Genomic DNA, 15,296 nt, shown 5'->3' on the forward strand with positions numbered 1-15,296 from the left:
GCGTTCCTTCGCGGGAATCAGGTGACGTGAACAATCACCAGCCTGCCATGACCGCCCCCTCTCAGCGAATTTGCAGAACTCTCAGCACACTACCTGGAGAGTGGCATTAACCACACCCCGATCCTACCCGCAGAATGACAGCGCAGCAATTAAGCCTGATGGTCTAATCCGCGCTGCAACCATAACCCGATTTAAACTCGGTCCCTTCCCGAGTGCCCGTATGAGTTTGAGCTGTGAAGCACCTGCGCGGCGAGGAGGACCTCCGCCACGCCTCACTGCAGGACTTCCGCGAGGAGAACTAGCCCGGAGGCTTCTCCCGCGGCTGTGCCGGTCCTGTCATGTTCGGCTGGATGAATGGCGCCCTCTTGCCGGTAATGGTCTCAATCGACTTCAACAGCGGTCGATGGACCTCACGTAGAGCTTGGTAGTGCTCGCTGTGATACGCCAGGAGCGGCCCGACGATGCTCTTGTGCAGCGCTTCGGCTGCCGCGATGAAGCGCTCGATTTCAGCCCGGGAAAGCTGTTCGGAAGGTTTGGTTCTGGCCATTGGCGATCTCCGCTTGAGGGGGGTCGCCGCAACGAGGACTACAATCCTACATGCCGGACTGCCTCACAATAGGGCTCGCTGGCCTACTCGAGGGAAGCGATAGGACCAGCGTCAGCATGATCCTCATTGCCCCCGTCCGCAAGCGGCCACCGAAGACCCTATTCCTCAGCCTATCTGGTCTCGGCAAAATGACGCGCGAAGCTCCCCTGGAGCCTTGCGGAACTTGGGCAGATACCCTCTCTAGTCTCTACTCAGGAGCCGAATGCTGGTATCGCGACGCAGTTCGGAATCGGCGCGATCGACGCCTTCAACCGTGATCGCGATTGTCCCGTTCTCAATTCTTGCAATCCATCCCTTTGCCTTCATGTACCAGAGATGAAACTCCAGATGCTCTGGTGGACAGCCTAACAACCGTTCGATTTCGACGTCGCCAATGCCCGGATTGCCGACATCCTGGCGGCGCTTCACATAGAGCAGCGAAAGCAGTTTGGCCTGGACCAAAGCATCTTTCTCGACCCCTTTGGGGTCGCTTGCCTCCTCGACCAATTTAAGCCGCTCACCGGCATGCTCTCGATAGGAGATATCGTACTGGGCGCGCTTAACGGGATCCCTCAAGACGTTGTGTGCTTCTACTATTTCGCTGAAGCGGGCTTCGTTTCCAGTTTGCTGATTGTCGGGATGATAGCGCATCGCAAAGTAGCGGAATATTCGCTCAAGTGTCTCCGAGTTGGCGTTTGGGCTGATCTCCAAGAGTTCGTAGTAATCGACGAACAATGCGCTGCTCCCTCAAACATCGCTCGACAGCCGCGGGGGCCGACCGCCTACATGGCGATGCAGTGCCCTCACTCGTCGAGTTCATATACGGACAATACATTGCGCCCGGGGTCAAGATGAGCGGGAGCTAGTGGACGTCAGCCAAGGCGGCTCCCGCGCGGGGTGCAACGAAAATGGCCGGGGCCGCAGTGGGAGATTGCCTGATCAGCGCCGGCCGAAGTTCGGGGTAGAACTCAATGCCGAAGCCGCCTGCGCAGCCAAGGTTGGGGTTTGACCGCGCCGTCCTATAATGGGACAGCGCGGTCAGGCGGTTTCGTCATCACGCGCAATTGCATCTGGTCGATCGTTGCGACGATGGCAGCCGCCAGCGCTTCCGCCTCATCCATGAGCCCCGGCCCATAGAGACCGTTCACCGCTTCCTCGCTAGGCAGCACGCCGGGCGGGCAGTGGTCCTCGATTGTGCGCCGGATGAGCGTCAACGCTGCCCGGCATTCGTCGGCTTCGATCTTCATAACCATTGAAACATGCGTTTGAGCTAAAATGTTCCGGAACCGATTTCGGGCTCGCGGCTTGAGACGGTGAGGGAAGAACACTAGTCATGCCCATCAGACGAAAAGCCGTGGATGCCGGGATCCTTAAGCCTGCCGAATTGGCCTTGCTAGGGCGCGTTTTCGAGCAGCTTAAACTCGTCGACGACCAATCACCCGATGCGCAGGGCCGGTTGGCCTCTCGGATCATTGCCAACTACATGGCCGGGATAAAAGATGAGGCCGAACTTCTCTCCCTTTCGAAGCAGCCGTTAGGGCGGTAAGGTCGGGAAAGCTAGAGCTTCACCAGCCGCACAACATCAAGCGCGACCGTCACCACCGGGCCACCCAGGCTGACCGTTACGGCGTCCTTCTCGACCCGTGTGACGCTGCCGATCAGTTCGATGGTCTGACCTTTGACCACCTTCGTGGTGCTATCCCGAACGGAATGCGGAAATCCGTAGGTCGGTATCGACACGCTGATCCTGTCGTCAGTGACGCGTCGAATAGTGGTGGCGTCGATCGCCACCTCATCGCCGATCTTGAGACCATTAGCCATGCACTGGAGTCTGGTGCGGCCGTCTCAGGGCTCAAGTAGCGGAACCTAATATGCGCTTTGAACTTATCGGCTGATGAGCACACGCGGCATCAACTTTCTCGATCGGTGGATGGCAGAGCACCTGCCCAACGCAATGACTGATGATCCAGTGGCGGTAACCGCGTTCCAAACATTGCTTGACACCAACGAAACGAGCCGGTGGCACCGTGATGAAATGATGACGGCGCTGACCTTCCTCGAACTGCAGCGCGTGTCATGAGCGCCCTTCGCGTTCTAAAAGCCCATGGGATGCCCGCAGGGAACCGACGCGCGCATATGGCGCCAGTCCGTAGAAAAGCGCCTGAACGACCTCCTAGACCGTGCCGTGAGCCTGATAACGGCACTGGATCTCATGCAGGCTGATTGCGATCTGGAGGAAACGGCAGACGATGAGCCGTCGCTTGGCTGCCTTGATGATCTAGAGCTGGACAACGTCGACGAGGAAGGCGCGGACGCAGAGCCATGCCCGGACACCCACGGTGAAACCGTGATTTGGGGCGAGGATCTGAAATCTCAGGAAGTGCTGGTGGAGAGCGGCCCTAAGATGAAATACTAGGACACCATGTAGCCCTCGACAGGCTGGTCCTTAAAATTGTCTGGAACAAGGAGCCGCCTCTGCGGGTTTATGTCGTGCGCGGTCTTCTCCGGAAAGTGGCCGCTCTATTCAAGGTGAAGAAACCCGCCGCCCTCGGCCCCCTCTCAGCGGCGGGTTTCTCTATTCCGGCGGGTTTTTTCTGTTGTCATGTCGCGTTTCTTTACCTGAGCTTTTCAGCGGCGGCGTTTGCCTTGTCCCTGTTGCCCTTGGTTTCCTTGATTATTTTCAAGGCCATATCCTTTGTGATTGCGTGCTTCCGGGCGAAGTAGTTCACCTCGTAAGGCTCGCTGGTGGACACCCTGGCCCGATCTTGCTTTCCCCGATTTGATTTGTTGTCAGCCATAGCTCTCTCCATGTCGCTTCCAAGTCCACGGACCTGCCGATAGTTGCAGGAAAGAATTGGCGCCGCAATCGGCTATGGGTGGCGCGCGCCTTCATTGGCGAACATGACGGGAACAATCCGCCTTTCCGTGTTGCAGTCATGTTGCAATGACAACAAGGTACAGGACGGGACATGCCCGGTATACAAGGGTTTGCGCGTTACAGCGGGAAACCGATGTAACACGGTTCGGTCGCGGCCTTGTTCGCTAACTTCGTGATTTGCCTGATCAATTGTTTGGCTGGGGTTTCCTGGAAGCTTGTCGAACTTTCTGCGTCGCGGGTCAGCCCGAATTGCGCTTGCTTATGGACTCGTTAAGCCTGTGGTCGGGAGGCTCGGACCGCACCGGCCCACGATATCGCGTCGGCGGCGCCGCACCTATTAGATCGCTTATGGCTGGCTGCTGCTCAACAGGGCGAACGTCTACGACGCCCGCCTTCCGCATGAGCCAGGCAGGACACAGTTCCTTCAGTACCGATTTGAGATAGTCGACCATGCAAAGGCAACGCGCGTTGCCGCCTGCCGGTTCCGCCGCCGACTTGGCGCTCACATACCGAGCGTTTGAGTGCTTCCGACAGGTCGAGCCGCCTCAGCGAACAACTCAGCCGCTGCTTGCACCTTATCGGCAGCCTCTTCGACCCGATCGAAGCGCGTCAACACACGACATTGGAGCATCGACAACCGCGCCGCATGGTAAAGCTCGCTGCGCTTGTGACCGTCCAAGTCCAAGGATTGAAACAGCATCGTCATGGCGAAACCCCTCCCTCCGGTGCCCGGCTCTCGTCGAAGGCCGGGCCGTTAGACTGCGATCAATAGTCGGTGTCATAATCGTTGTTGTCGTCCTGCTGAATGACGACGTGACGGCGGTGATGCATCGGACGGTTGATCGATCCGGTGACCACAAAGTCGCTGGACCGGTGATGATGCCGGCGCCAGGCGCGCTCGCCATTGTCGTAAAACGCCTGCTCGCCATGATGGCGGCGATGGAGACGGTGTCCGTTCCGATAGATGACCACACGGTCGTTATTGTTGTCGTCCCAATAATGGCGGTGGTGATGTCGCTGGGTCTGGACGACGATGCCTTCTTCTGCGGACGCGACCGCAGGCGCAGCCAAGCAAAGCGCCAATGCGCCAAGGATGATGGTCTTCATTTCGAGTTCTCCAAAAACCTAAAACGCCCTTCGGTAAGGAAACTTTGCTCAACGACTTTGGTTCCGGCATCGATCGAGACGTGCCCATGAGCACCGTGCGCAAACTCGCAGCGATCAGACGCCAACTCGCGCAAATAGCGGCGCTCGTCGCTGAGATCGAAACGGAGTTCGAGGATCGGAGTTCTGGAGATTGGGTCGAGACGGCGGTTGCCGCCGAGGCTCTCGGCCAGAAGATCGGAAAGGTTTCGGCCGGCGCGTCGGCGGCAGATGGAAAGCCGAGGTAGCGGCTAGGCGGGAATATTTTCGGCAAACGTGACAAACGCGACGGGACGCATCGCGTTTGCGATGGACATAATGGCAATGAACATCGCTGCCAAGATATCTCGCTCTTCGAAAACGGCCAGCGCCGCTTACTTCAGATCAGCACTGAAGCTCCCGAGACCGACCTCGGAATTCGTCGCGGCGGAAAATGCCTACCGCAAAGAACCGACGCTCGGCGGAGTCTGAGCGGCAGGCTCGAAGCACTGAAGATCGAAGCCAACATCGACAACCCTTCCACGGCGAAGATTCCGACGCCCGGCACCGATTCCTTCAAGGACCAGACCGGCGGCGGCCGGCACTTCGAGAAGATTGGGGTCACCAGTGCGCAGCCGGCCGTTACAACTGCAGGTCCAATCAGCCGGACATGCGCCGATTTCAACGGCATCACCAGCCAACTGATAGGCGCGAGCATCTCCAATTTCGTGAGGCTGTCGTCCGGCTTTGTGATCTGTTCGGGCTACATCGATGCCATCAACACCAACAACACCAACAACACTGGCGCAGGCAACGCCGCTAACAATGACATCCTGTGGGGTGACGACGCTGGTTATTTGCAAATGGCACTTCTATCCCGGGGCCCATTGGCCAAGGATCGAATTTCGTGTCGTACCCTTGGCAGGTTCCCAGTACTGCCATTTCGACCGGCGTGCCTGTGGTGACGACATGGCGCCACGAAGGCGGGAGCCTCTATTCTCCGTCAATGGCGGCATCGAGGCGTCCGTTGCGTCGGGTAATACCATCAACGATTTGACGACGCGCAAGATGTGCCTCGGCAAATCGGTTGGCGGCTATCTCGACCGCAAGATTTTTGAGCTTGCAACGTTCTCGACGGTACCGAGCGCACCCGAGAGGGACACCGTCATTGCCGATCTCATGGCCCACATCGGTGCAGTCTGATGGTTGCGGCAACCTTCTGGCCATGATGTGCAACCAATCGCGATGCGCTAGTTTATGAGTTTGAAGCCTGCGACTAGACCCACGCTGCGTTCAATCTGGGCAGTGTACAGCCCTTTGTTCGCCACGTTGTCCCAGATGTAGAACACGGCGACAGCGGCAAGGATCAACAGAAATATTCGCATGGTCTGCGCCTCGGTAACGTGGTTTGCCCACGGCGCCTTAGGCGAGTTGAAGGTTTCGGCCCGAGTCCGCGCGCATCCTCAACACCAGCAGGCGCGTCGCTGCGAATGGCGTCAAAACAATAAGCGCCATCGTGGTGTTGACTAAGAGCGACAGCAAACAGATCGAGCTTTGGGCGTAGCAAACGGATTCCATGACGTTCCCCTTTTCCATCGTTACTGGTGGCCTCCGTGCAGCAGAATGATCCTGGTTCACGAGAAATACAAGCAGTTGCTAATACGTTGATATTTCCCCTAGGGTTGGGGCAACGATGCGAAATCGACGCCGGTCAGTTGTTTGGATAGCGATTGCCCTTGTCCTGGCGGCGTTGGCGATCACGGCGGCGATCATTGGCTTTCAGAATTTACGGCGCTCGTCACCGATCATGGTCTCGGCTGTCTCGGCCTTTAATACTGGGGGGCTCGTCCCTGGCCCCACGGTTAAGGCGCCCTCGAAAAACCTTGGTGCTGTTGCTACCGATAGGGATATCTGGCTCGAAGTCTCATGGAAGTTTTTCGGGGAGTTGCGGACGCTGGATACCGTAACTGTCGGCGACCTTCGGGCAAGGCGCCTGGTGCGCAGTCATGATGTGCCCTCAAGCGCCAATTCCGAGATCTGGTTCATATCAGCCGGCAGCGGCGACATATTGGAAAACACAACGTCGACCGACATCGGGTTCACTTTTGATGGCGGCAACCCGTCTGTCACGGCGCAGATTTACAGAGTGGTTGGAGCTTCTGAGATACCTGCCGCGATAGCTGCAGAAAGCGGCGACAGGATTACCATCACCATTCCAGCCGATGGCATCGCTTTTATCTCGCTCATCGCTTCCGGCACCACCTCCGGGTCCATGAGCAATGTCACCGAAGATTTTAGTGCCCTTTGTGGAAAGGATTTCCTTGGCATCCATGCATCAACAAGTTCGACCTCCGCTGAATCAGAGACTGCTACGTTTTCGGGAAACTCAACGGCAGATTTTGCTGCTGTCGCAATTCAGCCGGCCGCAGCGAGATAGCTAACCAGCCAGCGCCATTCCAAAGCAAACGCCTAGGCCGACAGCGAGGCCAAGGAACAGCTTGGCGGCAAGATCGAGGGCGAAGGCGCGGACTGGGCGCCACACGGCTGAGCGGGGCTCTCTGAGGCGTTGGCGATATCATCGAACACCGTTTCCATGGAATGATTCTAAATCGGAACTCCGGGAATGTGAATCCTCAGTTTGTTCCACTGTCGCCCCATTGGGCAACCTGCACGGTTCGCCCGAAACCGTGCAGGCAGCAAAGGTGGCTTAACGCACCACTCTGAAGCCAGTCGACTCCAGCGACGCTAGTGCCGTCTCTGCAAAGGTCGCGCAACTGTCCAAAGGATCATTGTTTTCATAGAGCGTGGCTTGATAGGCTGTTGCTATGCCTTCAAAAATGGCGGTTAGAACTTGGTCGCGGCCTCTGGCGGCGTCAGCGGCCGATTCAACAGTCATCTTTGGTGTTTCTGGGTGTTTGCCTTCCATGAGGAAATCGAGGAGCGCCGACCCAGCCACTCGGCGCTGTCCTTGTCCAGGGTCCCGCAAGACTCGGCCGGGCTCGCGTCACCTCGCCGGGCGGTGCGAGCCCACAATCGCGGGCCATCTGGTCCGCTGCTTCAGCTTGGGCTTCATCAGAATGAAGGGCGACATGGTTCATCCGAATGTAGAAATTTGCGTTGGGGGGAGGTGAGAATGAGGCTACCAGGAAATGTGTTGGCTGGGAGAACGCCGAGGTGCAGTGCGGTCCGCGAAAGCGATCAATGAGGTTGAATGCACAGAACGTGCCGCCAAGACAGCCAGGTTGAAATCGCTACGCTTGGCTCAGATCTTGTCAGAGGCCGACCCGCACTTTTCGTTCAACGAGGAACTCGACTGCTCGGTACTTGTCGCCGTGCTGGCTCGGGAACCGCATAATAATCCAAAGCGGCCCGAATCCCATTCTTTCCGGCGGCTGCCCCTGCGACGAGGCCTTTGATCTCCTCAAGCAGCGCCGTTAGGCTTTGTCAACAATCGGCTTTTTTCGCCGTGGCGACCCCACATGGCTCTCAACAACGCGCACGTGCTCGGCGTCGACAGTCACCAGTGGCCGCAGGCTGACGGTTACCTTGTCGCGTGACCGGGCCGACTAATTCCATAATGGCCGATCACGGCCTTCGAAGTCGAATCGACAACCGCATACGGGAAGTCATAGGAGGGAATCGTCACGCTTATGCGATCGGGTGTCACCCGGCCGCGGGCGGGTGCAGTGTCAAGGATGAGAGGTTGCTAACAAATGAGCGTCCGTGGCCTGAGGTTTCTCGATAAGTGGGTAGCCAAACAACTGCCCATTGTGGCGCGGGGAGACCCCATCTCGGTTGGCGACTTGAAAGACCAGTTGATGACAGCTGCCGAGAAGGCCGGGATTCCTGCCGACGAGATCAACGGCGAGCTTGAAAGCGTCTTCGAATTGATTATCGAAGTGAATCGTCGTGTCGCCGAAAGGGTGGACTTAGCCTGAGGCTTCCCCGACGTGCCGGTCATGTCCTACATGCCGGACTGCCTGACAAGGGGCTCGCCAGCAAGTGGGCCTACAACGTGTTTGCGGTGACAGACACCTACCCCGAGCTTCGGGCTGAAAGCCTTATCATTGATCCAGACGCGGAACTGGAGGACGGGTGCGTTGTGGTCGCCATGTTTGGAGGCGGTCATCCGCAAACCATGAGCTGGCGCAACAATCACGGGCGAGGCTATGGGGGCCGCTTTGCCGCCAAGGGAAGTCTGCACGAGACGTTCCTTCTCGATTCCCTGGTGTGCGGACGAGGGCCATCTTCTTGCATTCGCATCCTCGGCCGGGTGTTCGGCTACCGGCCGCGCTTCCCGCGCTACAGAACCTGGAACGATCCAGTTTGCTTCTCGAATAATTTGGCTCGCTGCCTCACGGTGGCGGGCTTTTTTGTTGCTCAGCCCCAACGTCTCGACGCCGGGCTGCGGAACGCAAACGTCGTGATGTCGTCACGGGAAATCCCGATGTCGCTGAGCATGTCGTCTGGTGACTTGCTCAACTCGTCCGTCGCCTTCAATAGCGCCTTCTGCTCGGCTCGATGACGGACCCAATCGGCAAGGGGACCAACTGCGACAAGAGGAAGATTCACAAGCATAGGAAGGTTCACAAGCATCGGGACCACTCCCTTTACCCCTGCAGGAAACTGCACGTAGCCTACGCCGATACGTCGATGCGTCCGTGACAAACCTCACAGTCCGATCCGACGGGGCAAAAACTGCCCGGACACCTGACGGTGGCGGGCCTTTTATATATTAGCAATGCATAAAATTCGAGAAGGTTCATGTCATGGTTGTTAGCAAACTCGCTGCTATCGTGCGACGCAGGTCTCGGTGGATGGTGTGCTGGAATGCGCGGGGCTGGATGGATCAGGGGTCTGATGGAAGCTGACGCTCGCGATCTGCGGAGCGAGATCAGTCGGCTCCAAATAGACTTGATCGCTGCCGCCAACTCTCAGGGCAAATCCAGGCTGCATGACGTCGCGCACACACTGCGATGCCAGAAGGCGCGGCTGGAACGTCTGGAAGAGTGCCTCGCTTCAATGACGTCGAATGTCCGGCCAGAGACATCCTCAACCCCGCCCCATGAAGGCCGGCCGTAAAAGGCAGCTCATCATTTCCGAAAGAGAACCCGCTGCCTCACGGTGGCGGGCTTTTTATTGCTCAGCCCCTTGCCGGCGTGGAATAGCTAGCCCGTTGCGCATCAGAGGAAATTCTCAATACCGCCATAGCCCGTTAGTCGGCTGACGATGTGGAATACGATCGAGCAGATCGCCGCGATTGAGATCGGCACGCCGAACGGAACAACACCCTTGCGATCGAGATGCTCGGCGTAAAGCCGAAAGGCACCGGCAGGCAGCATGAAGGGATTCTTCACGACCGCTGCCGTGATGAGCGCAAAGACCAGCAACAGCAAGGTAAACAACACGAGGTCGGTCCCGCCGGCCAGAAACGGCACCACCGCTATAAGCTTGACGTCTCCGGCCCCGACCTTGCGCAAGACCCAGATGGGAAAGAGCACGACAAACAGGGCAAAGCCCACAATGACGCTCAGACCCATGTCCCACCATGACCCGGCCTGAATCGACATAAATTGCATCGATCCGATTCCCAGGCACAACAGCAGCAGCACATCACGATTGGATATTTTCTGTGTCGTGATGTCCAGCCATGCAACTCTCGCGAGAAGCGGAACGGCGAGCACCTTCAGCAGCAGCGACGTGGCAAGCAACATGCTGGGGCTCTACCGCTCTATGTTCTGCACGCTGGATGACAGCAGCTTCAGATTGTTGACCACGGTCGGATCGTTGGGCGCCAGTTCGTAGGCCTTGAGGAAATTCGCGCGTGCGTCCTGCAGCTTGCCGCGCAGCAGATAGGAATAGCCGACATTGTTGTAATATTCGGGCGTCGCGCCGACCAGCTTGAAGGCTCGGCCATAGGCCCGATCGGCGAGGTCGAAGCGGTGGATCCGGTCGCATGAGGCGGCCAGTCCCATCCAGGCGCCACCATCATTGGGGGCCAGTTGCGTCGCCTTGAAGAACAGGGCGCCGGCATTGCCGTAATTTTCTGCACGGAACTGATTTTTGGCCTCGGCGACGGCCTGGTCCGAGGCATAGTATTCGACGTCGCCGACCGTCTTCAGCCCGTCGAAAGCATCGCCAAAGGACGTTACGTCGCCTTTCGATGGCTCGTTGGTGCGAACGACACCCAAGCTGCTATCGGTCGACTGGCAACCGGCGAGCACGAAAAGCAACACGCTGGCTGCGGCGGTGAGACGTATTGGCCCTGTCATTTCGTTCCCCAGGGTTCCTTCGACTCGGTTAATTAGAACCAAAGCATATAGGTTAATGATTGAAAATGGCCTGCATCCGAATAACAACAGGCAGAAGGACGATCATTAGCACCACCGGGAAGATACAGATACCCAACGGGATCATCATCTTGACCGGCAGCGCATTCGCACGCTCTTCCGCTTGAAGGATTCTCTGTGACCGCATTTCATCGCTGTAGACGCGCAACGCATCCGTAAGGCTGGTGCCGAGTTCTTCCGATTGACGAAACAACACAGCCAAAGCTCGCGCCTCATCCAGGCCGATGCGGTCCGCCAGTTCACGCAAAGCCTCTCGCAACGGTTTACCCGCGCGCAGCTGCAACGTCATGATCGAAAGCTGTATCCCCAGCCATTTGTGGGTCGCGACCAGTTCCTGGCTCACCCGTTCGACAGCGGCCTCCAGGCTCATGCCGGCATCGGCACAGGTGATCATCATGTCCATGAAATCGGGGAAGCCGCGCCGGTAGATTCGCTTCTGCGAATTTTCGAAACGATCGAGCATGATGCTCGGAATAACGATGCAAGCAAGCCCGAACAAAGCGGACCCGGCAAGGGTCACAAACGCGGGCAAATCAGGGGGCAGCACTTGAGATAGAAGCGCATACATCAACGAGAAGCCGACACAAACCGCTCCAAATCGTGACAAGGTGTATATGAAAGGAGCGCTTGCTTGATAAAAGCCGGCGCGAAAAAGCTTCGCCTCAAGGGCATTGGGCTCGTCCCGCTCTTTCTCTACGGATCGGAAATACGCCTCGATGGGTCGCTGGGCCAAGACTTTAGCCTGTTGCTCAAGGCCGAGCATTGACCGGCGATCGACGATCCCCTCGGCTGTCAGGCTTTGTGCGACCAGCTTTCGTGTCTGCAACGCGGGCAAGAAAACAAGAGCGCCGAAAAGGAAAAGCGCCACCGCCGCCATAAAGACAGCAAGGGAGACAAGAAGGCCCACATCAGGCATATTTGCTAATATGTTTATACTTACCTCCCGTCAAAAGTCGAAGTTGACCATTTTATACATGATAAAATCACCCAGAAGTGCCCATGTCCCAAAGATCACGAATACAGGCATAATTATTGGATTGCCCAAAACATCGCCATAGTACGCAGGCGCAAGAACCAGTAGAACGAAGAACATAACGACTGGAAATAGCGAGATGATCCATGCTGACACTCTACCTTCCGCTGAAAGCGCTCTGATTTTCATCCCAAGCTTATGCCTTTCACGCAGCACCGATGAGAGATTGTGCAAGATATTCGTCAGATTACCGCCTGTTTTTGCCTGAATCGACAGTGACACTGACAGCAGATGAAGGCCTTCGAAGCCGACACGCTGAGACAGCTTCCGCACCGCTTGCTCCATGCTGAGACCAAAGGTGATCTCGTCGGACACGATGCCGAACTCGGTGCCGAGAGGATCGGCCATCTCCCGGGCCACGAGACCAACTGCCACCGTGGCGGGATGTCCAGCCCGCAGCGAGCGCACGATCATGTCCAGCGCATCCGGAAGTTGCCTGGCGAACTTCCGGATACGCTTGTTTCGGGCGCGTCGCAGAACAAGGATTGGCAGCAAAAGCCCAGTCACCAGGAAAATGATGAACGATATCAGGGTCGAGACACCCAGGAACAATGAGAGAACCATTGCCAGGGCAAGCCCAACGACAATGAATGTCACCGCGAAAGTCACGGGATTCCCTGTGATGCCGGATTGCGTGTAGAGTCTATTCAGACCCACTAGACCAAAAAGGAAGTCACCGGAGCTTGTCAGCCCACGCTCGCGCAGCAGTCGTTGCAGGGTCTGCTCGGCCGGAACCTCGTCAGCAAGGCGCTTCAACCGGCGATTGACCGCTCCGGCGCGCGAGCGGCGACTGGCATAAGAAAGATACAGGGCCTCAGCGGCGAGAATGACTGACGCTGCCGCCACCGTATAGATGAAATAGAGCAAGGGCTGGCCGGACAGCATCAGAGCGGAACCTGCGGATTGAAGGCGTCCTTGCCAAAGTGATGTCCGAGCGTCGCCGCCTCCGATGAGAAACGCGGACGGACACCAGTTGCTCGAAAATCGCCGATAATCGCACCGTCCGCAGTGACGTCGCGTCTGACGAAGTGATAGATTTCCTGAAGCTGAACGACATTGCCTTCCATGCCGGTCAGTTCCGATATCGAAATGACCCGTCTGCCCCCATCCGAAAGACGCTGCGTCTGCACGATGATGTCGATGGCCGAGGCAATCTGAGCTCTGATGGATTCGTGTGTCATCGGCATGCCGGCCATGCCGACCATCTGCTCCAGGCGCGAGATGGCGTCTCGTGGTGTGTTGGCATGGATGGTGGTCATCGAGCCTTCATGGCCGGTGTTCATGGCCTGCAGCATGTCGAAGGCTTCCTCGCCACGCACCTCACCAACGATGATGCGGTCGGGCCGCATGCGCAGTGCGTTCTTGACCAACTCACGCTGACGGACCTCGCCCTTGCCCTCGACATTCGGCGGACGTGTTTCGAGCCGACCGACATGCGGCTGCTGCAATTGCAGTTCCGCCGCGTCCTCGATGGTGATCAGGCGTTCCCTGGAAGGAATGTAGCTCGACAGCGCGTTGAGCAAGGTCGTCTTGCCGCTGCCGGTGCCACCCGAAACCAGGATCGACTTGCGCGCCTGGACGGCGATTCGCAGCAGATCGATCATCGGCTGCTTGATTGAATTGAGCGTCATCAGTCGTTCGAGCGAATACGGATTCTTCGAGAATTTGCGGATTGAGACCAGCGGGCCGTCCACCGATATCGGCCGAACCGCGATGTTGACGCGGGAGCCGTCCTCCAGCCGCGCATCGACCATCGGGGACGATTCGTCGACGCGCCGGCCGATAGCCGAAACGATCTTGTTGATGACGCGCAGCAGGTGCGCCTCGTCACGGAACCGGATAGCCGTCTCTTCAACCAGGCCACGCCGTTCAATGAAGACACGCTTGTGGGTGTTGATCAGGATATCGGTAATGGAGTCGTCCTTGAGCAGCGGCTCGATCGGCCCGAGGCCCAGCATCTCGTCGGCCGTGTCGATGGTCAGTTGGTCGAGCTCGCGGGCGTTCAGCGGCACACTTCGATTTCGAACGAACTCGCGAACGATCGGACGGATCTCATTCAGAATCTCGTCCTTGCTGGCATTTTCAAGAGCGGTCAGATTGAACCGATCGATAAGGTGCCGATGAAGTTCGACCTTGAGTGTCAGAAAATCATCGCCGCGCGGTTCAATATCAGCGGCCGGCGAAAGGGCCGGAGCGGCAGGCAGCACCGTCGGCTGCTCGGCCCTTATCGCAGCCTGCTGCTCGCTTGGTCCCTTGATAAACCGCCCCAGCATAATCCCTTACACCCCGCTAGCCCTTATTAGCGGAAACTAAACGTTAACCAAGCGAGGCACAAGCGCTGGAGGGTCTCGCGTGAGGCCAATGCTTTCAACATAGTTAAGGAGGAGGCCAGAAAAATATCGTTTTATTTCTATGCCGCGCGCTTGACCGTCTCCCCAACTTCCACCTCACGGGACCTTTCATACCGCAACAAATGAGATGCGGGTGAAAGATCCCCGTAAACCCTTAGATATAAAGGAATATGCAGATTTGCTAATACGACTGTGGTTTTGCCTTGGCTGCGGCCAAATTGTGAACGAATGGTTAAGGACGGTTGAAAATCCAGCCGAATCAAGCTCTTGTTACAATCCAAATGGCTTTTGATTGCGCAAGTTCAGGTATTGGAGGGTTAAGGAACCGTTAATCCGTTTGACTCTGCTTTTTCGTGCGACCTAGGATCGAGACGACGGGGGATGCTTGGGTATGGGGTTCATCCTTGGCTCTGTCTCGTCGGGTTCAACCTCCAAAGGGAGACATTGACATGAAGAAGCTCATGACGATGACCCGGCAGTTCCGCGACGATGAAAACGGCGCTGCTATGGTCGAATATTCCATCCTCGTCGGCATTATCGCCGGCGCGGCGATCCTGGCGATCCTCGCCATCGGCGGCTGGGTCAGCGGCCGCTTCAGCGGTCTCTGCGACACCCTGAATGGCAAGGCTGGCGGCACCTGCCTTAAGGGCACCGGCGTCGGCACCTGATCGGGACAACTGACATCGGGACAACTGACATGGAAAAACTCACGACGATCACGCGGCAGTTTCGCGATGATGAGAGTGGTGCTGCCATGGTCGAATATTCGATTTTGGTTGGCATCATCGCTGGTGCAGCCATTCTCGCCATTCTGGCGATCGGTGGCTGGGTGACCGGGCGCTTTACTGGTCTCTGCGGCAAGCTCGACGGCAAAGCCGGCGGACTTTGCGATGCAGCCGCCGGGACGGGCAGCTGATCGACAAGAAATCAGGCCCGGATCCTAAAATCCGGGCCTGATCCTAAATCGAGGCGGGCG

24 protein-coding genes are annotated in these 15,296 nt (G+C 57.5%); 10 read left to right on the top strand and 14 right to left on the bottom strand.

The genetic code is table 11. The features are described 5' to 3' along the window. Positions 1–298: 298 nt before the first annotated feature. From NKH35_RS24350 to NKH35_RS24360, 3 genes are all read right to left on the bottom strand, one after another. Positions 299–547 carry a hypothetical protein gene (locus NKH35_RS24350; RefSeq protein WP_023672647.1) on the bottom strand — a complete coding sequence of 83 codons (249 nt, stop codon included), beginning with the start codon at positions 545–547 and terminating at the stop codon, positions 299–301. 240 nt (positions 548–787) lie between these two features. Further along, positions 788–1,321 carry a J domain-containing protein gene (locus tag NKH35_RS24355; RefSeq protein ID WP_023672646.1) on the bottom strand — a complete coding sequence of 178 codons (534 nt, stop codon included), beginning with the start codon at positions 1,319–1,321 and terminating at the stop codon, positions 788–790. Positions 1,322–1,605: 284 nt separating this feature from the next. Further along, positions 1,606–1,839: a hypothetical protein gene (locus NKH35_RS24360; RefSeq protein WP_032894393.1), complete on the bottom strand. Its 234-nt coding sequence runs from the start codon at positions 1,837–1,839 to the stop codon at positions 1,606–1,608. Between the two features lie 80 nt (positions 1,840–1,919). On the opposite strand from NKH35_RS24360, the gene NKH35_RS24365 reads away from it, so the two are divergent. Next, a complete protein-coding gene (locus NKH35_RS24365; protein WP_023672644.1) occupies positions 1,920–2,132 on the top strand; it encodes a hypothetical protein in 213 nt (70 codons plus the stop codon). An 11-nt stretch (positions 2,133–2,143) separates the two neighbouring features. On the opposite strand, the gene NKH35_RS24370 is transcribed toward NKH35_RS24365, so the two are convergent. Next, the gene (locus NKH35_RS24370) at positions 2,144–2,407 is read right to left on the bottom strand and encodes a hypothetical protein (protein WP_031262500.1); all 264 of its coding nucleotides are present in this window, start codon (positions 2,405–2,407) and stop codon (positions 2,144–2,146) included. Between the two features lie 73 nt (positions 2,408–2,480). Between NKH35_RS24370 and NKH35_RS24375 the strand changes: the two genes are divergently transcribed. Together NKH35_RS24375 and NKH35_RS24380 are read left to right on the top strand one after the other, a co-directional pair. Continuing rightward, positions 2,481–2,666: a DUF768 domain-containing protein gene (locus tag NKH35_RS24375; RefSeq protein ID WP_023734666.1), complete on the top strand. Its 186-nt coding sequence runs from the start codon at positions 2,481–2,483 to the stop codon at positions 2,664–2,666. 105 nt (positions 2,667–2,771) lie between these two features. Beyond that, complete coding sequence (locus NKH35_RS24380) at positions 2,772–3,002, top strand: hypothetical protein (RefSeq protein WP_156937237.1); 231 nt, start codon at positions 2,772–2,774, stop codon at positions 3,000–3,002. Between the two features lie 199 nt (positions 3,003–3,201). Here NKH35_RS24380 and NKH35_RS24385 read toward each other — a convergent pair whose 3' ends face one another. The 3 genes from NKH35_RS24385 to NKH35_RS24395 all read right to left on the bottom strand — a co-directional run bounded on the left by NKH35_RS24385 (position 3,202) and on the right by NKH35_RS24395 (position 4,571). After that, entirely contained in the window at positions 3,202–3,384 is a 183-nt protein-coding gene (locus tag NKH35_RS24385; protein WP_023734668.1) for a DUF3606 domain-containing protein, read from the bottom strand. 582 nt (positions 3,385–3,966) lie between these two features. After that, positions 3,967–4,170, bottom strand: a complete 204-nt coding sequence (locus NKH35_RS24390) for a hypothetical protein (protein WP_023706890.1) — start codon at positions 4,168–4,170, stop codon at positions 3,967–3,969. Between the two features lie 59 nt (positions 4,171–4,229). Beyond that, on the bottom strand, positions 4,230–4,571 hold the full coding sequence (locus tag NKH35_RS24395) for a hypothetical protein (protein ID WP_023734669.1): 342 nt from the start codon (positions 4,569–4,571) through the stop codon (positions 4,230–4,232). An 86-nt stretch (positions 4,572–4,657) separates the two neighbouring features. On the opposite strand from NKH35_RS24395, the gene NKH35_RS24400 reads away from it, so the two are divergent. Continuing rightward, positions 4,658–4,855, top strand: coding sequence for a hypothetical protein (locus NKH35_RS24400; RefSeq protein WP_023707506.1), 198 nt, complete (start codon positions 4,658–4,660; stop codon positions 4,853–4,855). A 189-nt stretch (positions 4,856–5,044) separates the two neighbouring features. Here NKH35_RS24400 and NKH35_RS24405 read toward each other — a convergent pair whose 3' ends face one another. Next, the gene (locus tag NKH35_RS24405) at positions 5,045–5,449 is read right to left on the bottom strand and encodes a hypothetical protein (RefSeq protein ID WP_156937238.1); all 405 of its coding nucleotides are present in this window, start codon (positions 5,447–5,449) and stop codon (positions 5,045–5,047) included. 106 nt (positions 5,450–5,555) lie between these two features. Here NKH35_RS24405 and NKH35_RS24410 point away from each other — a divergent pair, with 106 nt between their 5' ends. After that, positions 5,556–5,789, top strand: coding sequence for a hypothetical protein (locus NKH35_RS24410; RefSeq protein WP_352670596.1), 234 nt, complete (start codon positions 5,556–5,558; stop codon positions 5,787–5,789). Between the two features lie 490 nt (positions 5,790–6,279). Then, the gene (locus tag NKH35_RS24415; protein ID WP_352916668.1) at positions 6,280–7,023 is read left to right on the top strand and encodes a hypothetical protein; all 744 of its coding nucleotides are present in this window, start codon (positions 6,280–6,282) and stop codon (positions 7,021–7,023) included. 270 nt (positions 7,024–7,293) lie between these two features. Here the strand turns inward: NKH35_RS24415 and NKH35_RS24420 are convergent, their stop codons facing one another. Next, entirely contained in the window at positions 7,294–7,512 is a 219-nt protein-coding gene (locus NKH35_RS24420) for a hypothetical protein (protein ID WP_352497378.1), read from the bottom strand. Between the two features lie 787 nt (positions 7,513–8,299). Between NKH35_RS24420 and NKH35_RS24425 the strand changes: the two genes are divergently transcribed. Together NKH35_RS24425 and NKH35_RS24430 are read left to right on the top strand one after the other, a co-directional pair. Next, complete coding sequence (locus NKH35_RS24425; protein ID WP_023741142.1) at positions 8,300–8,524, top strand: DUF768 domain-containing protein; 225 nt, start codon at positions 8,300–8,302, stop codon at positions 8,522–8,524. Between the two features lie 86 nt (positions 8,525–8,610). Continuing rightward, on the top strand, positions 8,611–9,111 hold the full coding sequence (locus tag NKH35_RS24430; RefSeq protein WP_352916670.1) for a hypothetical protein: 501 nt from the start codon (positions 8,611–8,613) through the stop codon (positions 9,109–9,111). Positions 9,112–9,769: 658 nt separating this feature from the next. Here NKH35_RS24430 and NKH35_RS24435 read toward each other — a convergent pair. The 5 genes from NKH35_RS24435 to NKH35_RS24455 are packed head-to-tail and all read right to left on the bottom strand — an operon-like array spanning position 9,770 to position 14,242. Then, complete coding sequence (locus NKH35_RS24435; RefSeq protein ID WP_352916671.1) at positions 9,770–10,300, bottom strand: prepilin peptidase; 531 nt, start codon at positions 10,298–10,300, stop codon at positions 9,770–9,772. Positions 10,301–10,309: 9 nt separating this feature from the next. After that, positions 10,310–10,858 (bottom strand): tetratricopeptide repeat protein, encoded by a 549-nt coding sequence (locus tag NKH35_RS24440; RefSeq protein WP_352670607.1) that lies wholly within the window; start codon positions 10,856–10,858, stop codon positions 10,310–10,312. 52 nt (positions 10,859–10,910) lie between these two features. Further along, positions 10,911–11,852: a type II secretion system F family protein gene (locus NKH35_RS24445; RefSeq protein WP_023753010.1), complete on the bottom strand. Its 942-nt coding sequence runs from the start codon at positions 11,850–11,852 to the stop codon at positions 10,911–10,913. 30 nt (positions 11,853–11,882) lie between these two features. After that, a complete protein-coding gene (locus NKH35_RS24450) occupies positions 11,883–12,854 on the bottom strand; it encodes a type II secretion system F family protein (protein WP_352916672.1) in 972 nt (323 codons plus the stop codon). Next, positions 12,854–14,242, bottom strand: coding sequence for a TadA family conjugal transfer-associated ATPase (locus NKH35_RS24455; RefSeq protein ID WP_023726615.1), 1,389 nt, complete (start codon positions 14,240–14,242; stop codon positions 12,854–12,856). The genes NKH35_RS24450 and NKH35_RS24455 overlap by 1 nt, the downstream gene beginning before the upstream one ends. Before the next feature lie 527 nt (positions 14,243–14,769). Here NKH35_RS24455 and NKH35_RS24460 point away from each other — a divergent pair. Together NKH35_RS24460 and NKH35_RS24465 are read left to right on the top strand one after the other, a co-directional pair. Continuing rightward, the gene (locus tag NKH35_RS24460; RefSeq protein ID WP_023726614.1) at positions 14,770–14,988 is read left to right on the top strand and encodes a Flp family type IVb pilin; all 219 of its coding nucleotides are present in this window, start codon (positions 14,770–14,772) and stop codon (positions 14,986–14,988) included. A gap of 29 nt (positions 14,989–15,017) precedes the next feature. Beyond that, positions 15,018–15,236 carry a Flp family type IVb pilin gene (locus tag NKH35_RS24465; RefSeq protein WP_023726613.1) on the top strand — a complete coding sequence of 73 codons (219 nt, stop codon included), beginning with the start codon at positions 15,018–15,020 and terminating at the stop codon, positions 15,234–15,236. The last annotated feature ends 60 nt before the right edge of the window (positions 15,237–15,296 follow it).

The sequence above is a fragment of the Mesorhizobium sp. M1143 genome (assembly GCF_040318435.1).
In the GTDB taxonomy this organism is placed as follows: domain Bacteria; phylum Pseudomonadota; class Alphaproteobacteria; order Rhizobiales; family Rhizobiaceae; genus Mesorhizobium.